At 57.3% G+C, this 11,860-nt stretch carries 10 protein-coding genes; 7 read left to right on the plus strand and 3 right to left on the minus strand.

Features of this window, described 5'->3' with window-relative positions; genetic code table 11:
* Positions 1–121: 121 nt before the first annotated feature.
* Entirely contained in the window at positions 122–382 is a 261-nt protein-coding gene (locus tag NBH13_RS08040; protein ID WP_144171192.1) for an HPr family phosphocarrier protein, read from the minus strand.
* 327 nt (positions 383–709) lie between these two features.
* Between NBH13_RS08040 and ptsP the strand changes: the two genes are divergently transcribed.
* The 4 genes from ptsP to NBH13_RS08060 all read left to right on the plus strand — a co-directional run bounded on the left by ptsP (position 710) and on the right by NBH13_RS08060 (position 6,401).
* A complete protein-coding gene (gene ptsP, locus NBH13_RS08045; RefSeq protein ID WP_250779518.1) occupies positions 710–2,359 on the plus strand; it encodes a phosphoenolpyruvate--protein phosphotransferase in 1,650 nt (549 codons plus the stop codon).
* 182 nt (positions 2,360–2,541) lie between these two features.
* Positions 2,542–3,099, plus strand: coding sequence for a YbhB/YbcL family Raf kinase inhibitor-like protein (locus NBH13_RS08050; RefSeq protein ID WP_003836313.1), 558 nt, complete (start codon positions 2,542–2,544; stop codon positions 3,097–3,099).
* Between the two features lie 84 nt (positions 3,100–3,183).
* Entirely contained in the window at positions 3,184–4,776 is a 1,593-nt protein-coding gene (locus NBH13_RS08055; RefSeq protein ID WP_250779519.1) for a C69 family dipeptidase, read from the plus strand.
* Positions 4,777–4,883: 107 nt separating this feature from the next.
* Entirely contained in the window at positions 4,884–6,401 is a 1,518-nt protein-coding gene (locus tag NBH13_RS08060; RefSeq protein ID WP_250779520.1) for a formate--tetrahydrofolate ligase, read from the plus strand.
* Positions 6,402–6,656: 255 nt separating this feature from the next.
* On the opposite strand, the gene NBH13_RS08065 is transcribed toward NBH13_RS08060, so the two are convergent.
* On the minus strand, positions 6,657–7,004 hold the full coding sequence (locus NBH13_RS08065; protein ID WP_250779521.1) for a phenylpyruvate tautomerase MIF-related protein: 348 nt from the start codon (positions 7,002–7,004) through the stop codon (positions 6,657–6,659).
* Between the two features lie 174 nt (positions 7,005–7,178).
* On the opposite strand from NBH13_RS08065, the gene NBH13_RS08070 reads away from it, so the two are divergent.
* A complete protein-coding gene (locus NBH13_RS08070) occupies positions 7,179–7,715 on the plus strand; it encodes a GtrA family protein (protein ID WP_033500693.1) in 537 nt (178 codons plus the stop codon).
* Between the two features lie 165 nt (positions 7,716–7,880).
* On the opposite strand, the gene NBH13_RS08075 is transcribed toward NBH13_RS08070, so the two are convergent.
* Complete coding sequence (locus tag NBH13_RS08075; RefSeq protein ID WP_144164535.1) at positions 7,881–9,305, minus strand: MFS transporter; 1,425 nt, start codon at positions 9,303–9,305, stop codon at positions 7,881–7,883.
* Positions 9,306–9,765: 460 nt separating this feature from the next.
* On the opposite strand from NBH13_RS08075, the gene NBH13_RS08080 reads away from it, so the two are divergent.
* Both NBH13_RS08080 and NBH13_RS08085 read left to right on the plus strand, forming a co-directional pair.
* The gene (locus tag NBH13_RS08080; protein WP_250779522.1) at positions 9,766–10,425 is read left to right on the plus strand and encodes a histidine phosphatase family protein; all 660 of its coding nucleotides are present in this window, start codon (positions 9,766–9,768) and stop codon (positions 10,423–10,425) included.
* 166 nt (positions 10,426–10,591) lie between these two features.
* Entirely contained in the window at positions 10,592–11,629 is a 1,038-nt protein-coding gene (locus NBH13_RS08085; RefSeq protein ID WP_144090185.1) for a hypothetical protein, read from the plus strand.
* Positions 11,630–11,860 lie beyond the last annotated feature (231 nt).

An 11,860-nucleotide genomic window follows, 5' to 3' on the forward strand; every position in this document is an offset into this window, starting at 1 on the left:
CAGGTGGCTGGAAGCAAGTATCGCAATCATGCATGTTGCATTGCGACTTCATAATTGCGATGCAATAACTGAAGATTGTTGAATATCGTGCGAAATTCTGAAATCTTCAGCAAAAGGAAGATCACTCGGCGTTGACGAGGATGTTCAGCAGGTTGTCTGCCACGGTTTCGTCATCGGCGCCCTGCACGTCGATGACCACGGACTCGCCCTGCTTGATGCCCAGGCCCATGACGGACAGGATGGAGTTAGCCGAAACCGGGTTGCCGCCTTCCTTGGCGATGGTGACGGTGCAGCCGGAGGCGGTGACGGCCTGGGTGAACTGTGCGGCCGGACGGGCGTGGATGCCGACGGGATCGTTGATGACGGTGGTGCGGGTTGCCATGATGGACACTCCTTTGAGTCGTGTGTTGATTTTTGGTTGTGTTATTTGAAAGTCGTGCTGCTTGCCGAGCGAAATGCCTCGGTGCGCCGCTAATAATTACTATAGCACCTTTTTTCACGAAACGCAGAAAACGTTTACCGTTTGTGTGTTGCGGCTTAAAGTGTGTATACTGTGTGCAGGCTGAAAATGATTTACCGGCAAAGACGGTGGGAATCATGCAGTAACTCGACGCGCAAAGCAAGCGCGGAAATCACAACAACAAACGTTCGGTTCGCGTTCCTTTCGCGGGCAAACAACAAAACAAGGAAACAGGTCAAAGGAGTTCACATGATTATCAAAGGTGTTGGCATTGGTCGCGGTGTTGCAGTCGGCCCGGTCATCCGTATGGCGCAGCCACTGCCGGAACCGTCGGACGCTCCGCGTGCGGAAGGCATTGCTGCCGAAAGCGAAATCGCCCGCGTTGACAAGTCCCTCGCACTGGTGAACGCCGACCTGAACCGTCGTGCCGAAGAGGCCGCCAATGGTGACGAAGGTGCCAAGCAGGCCGCTCCGATTCTGCAGGCCATCTCCATGTTCGCTTCCGATCCGTCGCTGGCTGAATCCATCAAGGGTCTGATTCAGCAGGGTAAGACCGCCGAACGTGCGGTGCTCGAAGGCTTCGCCGCAGTGGAAGACATGTTCCGTGCCATCGGTGGCTATCAGGCTGAGCGTGCCGCCGATCTGCATGATGTCGGACAGCGCGTGATCGCCGACCTTATGGGCGCTCCCGCTCCGGGCTTGCCGCAGAGCGAAACCCCGTTCGTGCTCGTCGCCGAAGATCTTTCCCCCGCTGATACCGCGGCGCTCGACATGAGCAAGACCCTCGCCATTGTCACCTCGCAGGGCGGCCCGACCTCGCACACCGCCATTCTGGCTCGCGCTCGTGGCATTGTGGCGGTTGTTTCCGCAGCCGAAGCCGAAAACCTGACCGACGGCACTACCGTGGTCGTGAACGCGGCCAAGGGTGAACTTGTCGTTGACCCGACCGAAGAGGAGATCGCCGTTGCCGAAGCCGCCAAGTCCCGCGCGGCCGCAGCCAAGGAACTGCGCGGCAATCCGGGCTCCACCAAGGATGGTCATCTGATTCCGCTGCTCGCCAACGTGGGCAAGCCGGCCGATGCGGCCAAGGCGCTGGAATATGGCGCTGAAGGCGTTGGCCTGTTCCGTACCGAATTCCTGTTCATCGGCAACTCCGAGCCGCCGACCGTCGAAGAGCAGACCCGCGCTTACACCGAGTTGCTGAGCCAGTTCCCAGGCAAGAAGGTCGTGATTCGTATGCTCGACGCCGGCGCCGACAAGCCGCTGCCGTTCCTCACTCCGGAAGACGAGCCGAATCCGGCCCTCGGCCTGCGCGGTCTGCGCACCCTGCGCGCCCACATGGACGTGCTCGAAGGCCAGCTCAAGGCGCTCGCCGCAGCCGATGCCGCCACCGATGCGAACCTGTGGGTTATGGCTCCGATGGTTGCCGACCAGCATGAGGCTGACTATTTCGTGAAGCTTGGCAAGAGCTTCGGTCTGAAGTTCGTGGGTGCGATGGCCGAAGTGCCGTCGATTGCGCTTATGGCTGACAAGGTGGCTGACGTGGCTGACTTCGTGTCGATCGGCACCAATGATCTGACCCAGTACACTCTGGCCGCCGACCGTACGCTCGGTTCCGTTGCCAACTATCAGACCGCCTGGCATCCGGCGGTGCTGCGTGCCATCAAGATGATTTGCGACGCGGGCAACGCCAAGGGCATGCCGGTGGGCGTGTGCGGCGAGGCCGCTGCCGATCCGGACTTGGCCGTAGTGCTGGCCGGTCTTGGCGTGAACTCTCTGTCCATGACTCCGGTGGCACTCGACGACGTGCGTGCCTCCCTTGCCGAAGTCACTTTCGAAGAGGCTCAGGCCCGTGCCGAAGCCGCCCTTAACGGCGACTTCTACCACCCGGCCAACTGAGCCGTACTAGCTGTGCCTATTGCCTGTAACGTCCTGTTTTTCAAGTGATGTGAGGTCTGATAGGCCCTGTTTCCCGGAACGACCCCTGCCCGCGTGCCTCCATGACTCGCTCGCAGGGGTCGTTTCGTTATGCCGTCAATTGAAACCTTGTATGAGTCAGACGCTTGAGGGATACTGGGTGCATGAAGATTTCCGCAGATTTCACCGTCATTCCCGACGCGTTTGCCAAGGCGGCGCCGCCTGAGAACTGCATCGACGGTACACCGATTGTTTCCTTCCCCTTCTACATTGATGCGCTTGATCCCGCAGTGCAGTTCCTGCATTGGGAATTCGTTGATCCGGATTCGATTCCGGTATGCGGTTTCCAGTGGAATCATTGGTCTCTGGCGAACCTGCCCGTGGACGCGCTGATGTACGATTTCAACGATTCTCACGCGCTCGCGATTCCGGCTGATTTCTCGCGCACGGTTTCCGCGATGATTCCTGAAACGATTCAGGGACGCACGTCCGCCGCCTCGCCGTTGCTGCAAGGCCGCAGCAACGATCCCGCAGTGACGATGCGTTACAACGGTCCATATCCGCCGGATCAGGATCACGACTACTACCTGCATGTGTGGGGCACCACGGCTCCGCTCGCCGGCCTCAATCAGGGATTCTGGCTCAACGAAATGGAACGTGCGCTGCGTACTTCCGGCACAATCGTTGATCAGGGCGCTATTTTCCTCACTGGAAAAGCCTGATTTTTGAAAGACAATCTGAAGTAAGATCAGAAATATACCCGACGAAAACGTATTGACAATAATTGAAAGGATTGCTGAATAATTATGGCGTGTACCACGATTTTGGTTGGCAAAGACGCAAGTTATGACGGATCGACCATCATCGCCCGTAATGAAGATAGTGCAAATGGTGAATTTTGCCCGAAGCGCTTCATCGTAGTCAAGCCTGAAGATCAGCCGCGCAAGTACAAGAGCGTGCTTTCGCATGTTGAAATCGACCTTCCTGACAATCCGCTGCAGTATACGGCTGTGCCGAATGCCGATCTGAAGGAAGGCATTTGGGGCGAAGCTGGTGTGAACGAGGCGAACGTTGCCATGAGTGCCACCGAAACGCTCACCACCAACGAGCGTGTGCTTGGCGCCGATCCGTTCGTGGAACTCAAGCCTGCCAAGGGCAAGGAAGGCGAAGAAGGCTTTGAGCCGGAAGTCGCCGGTGGTATTGGCGAAGAGGATTTCCTCACCCTTGTGCTTCCGTACGTCACCACCGCCCGCGAGGGTGTGGAACGTTTGGGCGCGCTGCTTGAGGAATTTGGCACCTATGAGATGAACGGCGTTGCCTTCTCCGACGTTGACGAGATTTGGTGGCTGGAAACCGTTGGCGGCCATCATTGGATCGCCAAGCGTGTGCCGGACGAAGCGTATGTGACCATGCCGAACCAGCTGGGCATTGACGAATTTGATCTTGAAGATGCGTTTGGCGAGCAGGAGGGCCACATGTGCTCCGCCGATCTGGCCGAGTTCATCGAACGCAACCATCTTGACCTGTCGGTGGAGAGCACCACGCCGTTCAACCCGCGTGACGCGTTTGGCTCCCACTCCGATTCCGATCACGTGTACAACACTCCTCGTGCTTGGTACATGCAGCGTTTCCTCAACCCGTACGACGAGCAGTGGGATGGTCAGGATGCCGACCACAGGCCGGTTTCCGACGATATTCCGTGGGCTCGCCAACCAGAACGCAAAATTACCATCGAAGATGTGAAGTATGTGCTGAGCTCCCACTATCAGGGCACCCCGTACGATCCGTATGGAAAGCTTGGCGACCAGCGCACCCGCCATATGTTCCGCCCGATCGGCATCAACCGTCAGAGCCAGCTTGCGGTAATGCAGATCCGCCCGTACCGCCCGCAGGTGAGCCGCGCGATCCAGTGGATCGCCTACGGTTCCAACCCGTTCAACACACTCGTGCCGTTCTTCCCGAACGTCAACTCCACGCCGAAGTATTTGGAAGACACCACCACGCGCGTCACGTCCGAAAACTTCTATTGGGAGAACCGCATTATTGCGGCCCTGTGCGATTCCAGCTTCGCCGACACCGCCAACGCTGTGGAACGCTATCAGGAGAAGACCGGTGCGATGGGCCACCGCATGGTTGCCACTACCGACGAGCAGATTGAACGCTTGGTGGGTGACGTTACCGACGAATTCGATGCGGAAGACGAAATCGGCGATGTGCAGCCGATGGAACCGGATGAAATCATCGAAGCCGTGCGCAACGACGAAGCCCGCGAAATCCTTGCCGCAGCCAACGAGACCATGGCCGCGCAACTCAAGGAGGAAACCGACAAGCTTCTTGATTCCGTGTTGTATACTGCCAGCATGAACATGAAGAACGGCTTCCACATGTCGGACTTCTAGAATCTCACCATTCGGCTCCTGTGACCACGTTGCGGGAGCCGATTATTTTCCGCAATACAACATCGTTAAAATGACGTGCATTCCAAATCGAAGAAAGGAAACCCCCAGTGACCAGCATTGAGGACTTCACCAGCCAGTACGGCCTGGTGCAGAAGATTGACGCGTTCGGTTATCTCGATTATTTGAAGAATAATCCCGACGCTCAGCGCAAGCACGGCAAGGTCGTGCTCGTCACCGCCGATACTCCGCTGAAGGCGTCTCGCGGCGAGGGCAAGACCACCACTACGATCGCGTTGATCGATGCGCTGCGTGAGCGTGGCATCGATGCGGCCGCTGTGCTGCGTCAGCCGAGCATGGGCATCACGGCAGCCGGTTCCAAGGGTGGTGCTTCGGGTGGCGGCAAGGCCTCCCTGACCCACCCTGAGCTGATCGACTGGGGTCTGTGCGGCGAAATGGGTGCTATCGAAGCGGCTCAGAACCTGCTGGTTTCTTTTGCTGAGAAGGCTGTGGACGATGGCAAGCTGGACACCATCCTCGTGCCGCGCGTTTCTGAGGTGCCGTCCCGTTCCCTGCGCCAGATCGCAGTGGACCGTGGCAAGGGCGACGTGGCTGAGCGCGTGGTGCTCACTCCGACCTGCGAGCTTATGCAGATCGTTGTGCTGTCGCGTTCCATGGATGAGATTTCCGAGCGCGTTGCCAAGATGGTCGCCGGCACGAAGGATGGAAAGGCCGTGACCTTCGGTGAATTCGTTGATCTGTGGCGTATCACCGGCATCCTCGGTGACGCCGTGAAGCCAGCCAAGACAGAGACCGTGAACGGCTCTCCGGTGTACGTGCACGGCGGCCCGTTCGCCAACGTGTCCATCGGCATTCCGACGCTGGTTTCCGTGGAAATGGCCTGCGCATTGCATGACGTGGTCATCGTCGAAGCCGGTTATGGTACCGACGCAGGCGCGCAGAAGTGGCTTGACATAGCCTGCCGCGAATACGGCGCGCAGTGGCCGTCCGCAGCCATCGTCGTGACCCGCGCTTCCACATGGCGCGACGATCCGGATCTGGCATGGCGCTACCCGTTCCACGTCCAGCGCCTCGAAGGTCTTGATATTCCTACCTTCCCGCTTATCAACCTGTGGGATGGCGAGGATGATCAGATTCCGGCGCTCAAGGACACTGCCAAGGAACTGGAATTCCGCGACCCGATCATCGGCAACCTGTACCGCGACGGTGGCGACGCGCTCGCCCCGCAGCTCGATGCGTTCGTCGATGCCGTGACGAACGGTTCCATGCCGGCCGAACCGCACAGCCACAAGGGCATGGCTCTGGTGGAGAACGTGCGTTGGGTCGCCGAGAACGCGTATGGCGTTCCATCTGACCGCGTGATTTTGAAGGACGGTTTCGCCGAATCGCTGGCCGCCGCTCAGAACCTATGCGCCAGCGCGGGCATCGATTTCGGTTCGCTTGCTTTGGTCGCTGTGAAGTCCCCGGCCACCATGACCGACAATGACCGCGCTCCGGAAGCCGAGCGTACGGTGACGCTAAAGAAGGTCGAAGTGCATTCCGGTGCCGGCCTGGTGCACGTGAACCTCACCACGTCCCTGACCACGCCGATGCCGAAGATCGTGTGATAAACGAGTCGTATCGTTCTGATCGCAACGTTTTAGGGCGGCCACTTACGTATATGCGTAGGTGGCCGCCCTTTTTGCATCATATTTTTGGCGGTTTCTAGCGAACGTCGCAACGCCATGACCTCGCAGGAACGGTGGTAACTTCGTCAGAAGTTGTCGCCCCGAACCGTGAGGCGGGAAACACGGTGTGTTTCCCGTAGGTGAGGTGAGAGGTTCGCAATATGGGCGAACCTCGCAGGAACGGTGGTAACTTCGTCAGAAGTTGCCACCGTTCCAGCCCCAGTCGGTGGTGGCGGTGTAACGGATGTACGTGCGGTCGGACGGAATGCCCAGTTCCTTCTCTAACGCGGCCATGATCTGCTCGGTCAGCTTCTCCCAGGCGGAACCGGGCACGGAACGACCGAACACGTTCACTTCGACGTATGCGGCTGGCTCGGAATCGTCGCCGCCGAAATAAATCGGCATATTGTCTTCAAATGGGCACATCAGCCAGCCTTCGGACTTGCCGGGAACGGCGGTGATCGCCTTGCCGTATGCGGACTTCAGCGCCTCGCGCTGTTCGGCGGTGGTGGACACGGAAACATGGGTATGAATGACTGGCATGATGCTCTCCTTGAATTGTTGAAATCAGCCTTTGCGGTTCACCTCCAGTCTAGGCGTCGAACGGCGCAGTCGGGGTGGTTGTGTGAGAAATTTTGGGCTTTGCCTGAACGGCTGCCAAGGTGGTCTGCGTGCGCGTGTTAAATATTCGTTGTGAGAAAACTGATTGAACAGCTTATGAAATTTGGCCTCGTTGGCGTGATCGCCTTCATTATCGACTGGGGCATTCTGAATCTTCTCGTCGGCGTATTCCGTATGCACAACGTGCTCGCCGCAACCATCTCGTTCGTTATTTCCCTGATTTTCAACTATGTCGCCAGCATGAAACTGGTATTCAAGCACCGTGACGACATGGCCCGCTGGATGGAAATCCTTATTTTCGTGATTGGCGCGCTGATTGGCCTGTTTATGAACGACGCCATTATTTGGATTTCCACGTATGGCATGAACCATGATGCATACGTGTCGCAGAGCACGGAATATCTGATCCGCACCAATGTCGGCAAGCTCATTGCAACCGCCGTGGTGATGGTGTGGAACTTCCTGACGCGCAAATGGTTGCTCGACGATACGCATACCAACGCTATGAACCGTTTGCGCAAGGCTGACAACCGTCTGACTCCGGAGGAGCTGGAAGCCAAGTGGCAGAACAGCTTCTCGCACAAGCTTGGCATATGGTCGCTGGAACACACTCCCAACGGCTGGCCCAAGTAGTCCTGAATTCAGAAAATCTGTCTGTACAACCCGGAAATTTACCCTGATTTTCGCATTGTGCAGACGGCCGGGCAGCCCTGAATATGAAAAGGCGGTGTCTTATACCTTTGTATAGGTGTAAGGCACCGCCTTTTCATGTGCCTTGCATGCTTTAAGCGCGAAAGATCACACGCTTACGGTGGTGAGCATGGGCTGCTCGGTGGAGTCCTTGATCTGCTTGAAGCCGAACAAGGCAATCACCAACGAGGTAAGCGCCAAAGCCGTCACCACAATGAAACCACCATGCGATCCCATACGGTCAATGAACTGGCCGGCAATCGCCGACCCCACGGAACCACCGATCGAGTTCATCGCACCCATCCACGCCATGCCCTCGGTAAACCGTGTGGGCGGCACCAAATGCAACATCAGCTGATTGCCGTTCACCCAAGTCGGTGCCTGACATACGCCGATCAGCAGGTAGATGATCATGATCACCCACAGGTGCTTGGCAAACATGAACGAGCCGATGCCTAGATTCACCACCGCAAGACAGAAGTAGAAACGCTTCCACAATGGAATCGTCCAGTCCTTCGCACCATATACGAGCGCACCAATCAATGAGCTGAACGAGAAGCAGGCGAACACGAAACCCGTGTACTGCTTCATATTCGCCTCCGTGGCGAACGCGACGATCGAAATGCTGGCAGCCGACTGGAACGCACCCAAGCCAAACCATGTCACGCACACGGCAATCAGACCCGGCCCCCAAATCGACTCCTTGCGCCCGGCCTGCACATCCGCAGCAGCCTGATCCATGGCGGCCTGCACCTCCGCAGCCGTCTTGCCTTCGGAACGTGCGCGGTCGCGAGCATATTCGATTGCCGCTTCAGCCTGCAACGCCTTGGAACGGGCGGCTTCGCGCTCGCGGTATTCCTTGCGGGTCATGCCCGCTTCGCGAGCCAGCTGCGTCTGCGATTTCGGCTCGGTGGAAAGTTCGGTGAGGAACATGAGCGCGCCGACCGCCACGCACATGCCGGTAAACGAGAAAGCCAGCAGGCCGGAGATTACGGCCAGCGTGGAGGCGAGCGGATTGCCGATCACCCACATGCATTCGTCAAACACGCCGGAAAGAGAAAGCGCACGGTTCGTTTTCTCCGTATCGCCTTTAAGCAGCGTCGTCCAGCGCTGACGGCTCATCGCGCCCCACGGCGGAATCGCCGCCATGAAGGGCACGATGCAGAACAGAATCCATGAGGGCACTCGAGCGGTGATGCAGGAAACCAGCGCGGTCGCCGCGATCATCCACACAATGATCGTCGGAATCGACACCTGACGCTGGCCGAACTTATCGACCAGCTTGCCGAGCACTGGGCTTGCAACGGCCAGTGCGATCGCCTGCACGGCCGTCAGCGCGCCTGCCAGCGAATAATTGCCGTAATAGTGCTGTACGGAAATCGTAATCGTCATGCCGACCATCGGGAACGGCATGCATGCGATCACCGAGCCGACCGAAAATCGGGCGGTGTGCGGTATGCGAAGAAGCTCCGCATACCCTCCGAAAAGACGTTGGCCGATGCTTTTGGCGCCGGCGAGGACTGAATTGGTCACGTTTTGCCGCTCCTTTCTGCTCACGGTTGGTGCTTGCGTCCGCCGCTTTGCGTTGCCGTGGACCGCTTGATATGTCCTTGTTCTTCTTTGACTGTTTTTCTGTTGTTGTTCTCCAGCCCCAGTTTCTCACTTCAACCTCGCTTGAACGTCAATCGATTGACGTTTCAGCGTGTTGCATAGGGGAGTGGAGATTGGTTGTGTGTCGTCTTCTTGACCTAGACAACTTTATGCGGAGGTGCTGTCGCAACACGCGGTACATTGAGGTTGGCAGACATAATTCGATTGGTTATTTTGTAAGTACTCACCACACGTTCACTTGGTGGACGAAAAGATGTTCGGCGGGCGAAAGAAGGTTGTCGCAAAATGGTTGCGCAACGCTTCCAGAGCTTGCGATTGCAGGATTTTCGTTCCAGCAGTCAACGTCAGCAGTCCGGCAGCATCTTACGGAAAGGCGGTAGGGATGCCCGCAACAACCATCCATTTCGTACGTCACGGCAAAGTCGAAAATCCGGGGCATTTGCTCTACGAACGACTGCCCGGATTCCACCTGTCGGAAGTGGGTGTGCGCATGGCGCAGGCGACCGCGCACTACATTGCCGTCAGTCCGCAACTCAACACTGTTTCCGCCATCTACTCGTCGCCGCTGGAACGCACGCGCGAAACGGCCGGCGAAATCCTCACCGCACTCAACGAAGTGCGCGAAGCCCGTGGCGAGGAGCCGCTGGAACTCACCACCGACGAGCGCATCATCGAAGCACGCAACGAATTCCGCGGCACGCGCATCGGCTACGGCGAAGGCGCGCTCTGGAAAAACGGCAATTGGAGACTGGTGCGTAACCTGTGGAAGCCAAGCTGGGGCGAAAGCTACCAGTCGATCGCGCATCGTGTGCAAGCGTTCGCCCTTGAAAAAGTGGGGGAGCATCCGGGTGAGCAAATCATTGTAGTCAGCCACGAATCGCCCATCTGGAGCTACAGGCACATGCTGGAAACCGGGCACCCGGAACATAATATGCTGCTACGCCACACGGCGCTCGCCTCCATTACCTCCATTACCTACGATTGCGATACGCGAAAAGTTTTGTCGATCACGTATGTCGACCCCGCTGCCGGCGTGGAATAATGCGTGAAACGCGTGAAACGCGCGGCGGATGGTTGTGATGGCTGATATGCGGCAGGTAACGTGCGTCGGTTGTTGAAAGGAAGGGGATTCCATGTCATTATTGAAGGGCTGGGTCTCCTGATGGGCTTAGCGAAGATATGGACGTCGAGGCTGCAAAGGAGCACGAATGCCTTTTAAGATCAACAACGAAGCGCTTTACCCGCTCTACAATATGCCTCATACGCAGTTGGCTATCGAATATTGCGTCAAAGTGGTGGAGTTGTGGCCGCTGCAAACCGCGCAGGAGATGGAGAACGACGCCAAGTATATGGAAGATCTGCAGGTAGGGTTTTCCTGCATGATGGCAAGGGCGTTGCTGCGCTTGCCGGATGAAGTCGACATATCCGTGGCGGAAGCCGTATATGAGGGAATGGATGAGATTCCGGGCTGCGATCCAGCAGTGGTGCAGGCCCTGAAGAAAGCCAATCAGGCGTATGATGTGATGCGCGATTATTCCGAAACCAACAATGCCGACCTGTTCTTTAAAGCGGCCGACATTCTGGGCATCTCCATCGACGCCCACGTCGAAAAGAGCATCCGCAGTGTGATGAAAAGCGTCACTCACCTCATTCGCGGTAGCTCCGGATTCGAATTCGACGGCGAAGTGTCGAAGAACGTCAGCTTCTGCTACGCCACCACAGTCGATCCGTTGCAGCTCACCGGCCGCTACCTTGCATCTGTTGCGGTGTGCGACGGACTGATGAATCTCATGTGCGACGGCATTGACGATTTGGGCGAGCAGGTCATACGTGTGCTGCCGGTATTGCTGTACGCCAACGAGCTGTGCGAGCAGATGGCCATTCCGCCGACCTGCATGGGCGATGCGGCCCTGCTGCAACTGGTTGAGATGCGCGATTCCATACGCCACATGGATGGAATCGTTCCGGTCGAGGTCAATTCCTTCTGCGAGCGGACCTTCCTCATAACCGCAAACATGATGATTCCGCAGGCGGGCTTGGAATGGTCGTATCATGCGGATTGCCTGCGCTGGGATCCGAAGAAGGCCGAGCGGGAAGCCAAGGATGAAGACGAGCGTAAGAGCAGGGAGGCGCTTGCCGAAAAGTTCAAGTCGAAGAAGGATGATTCGTCTGATTCGAGCGAAGCCTCGGATGCTGCGGAAGCCGAAGATACGGAAGGTGGCACCTCGGAGCGCGATTCGCAATAATCAAAATACTGCAAAACGGGTATTCTGAAAATAAATTTGGAATATGAAATCCTGTCATGACATCGAATGATGGTATTGACGTGACAATATAAAAATCCCGGCACTTGTGATGAACTGCGCCCCGTTTGTTGGACGTTGTTAATTAGGATACAGCCCTAGACCGCGAGGGACATGCTCCGGAACTCCTCCGGGGTGTGTCCCTCGAGTCGTATCTGGCGCCGTCTGGTGTTC

Source organism: Bifidobacterium intestinale, assembly GCF_023656765.1.
Taxonomy (GTDB): Bacteria; Actinomycetota; Actinomycetes; order Actinomycetales; family Bifidobacteriaceae; genus Bifidobacterium; species Bifidobacterium hominis.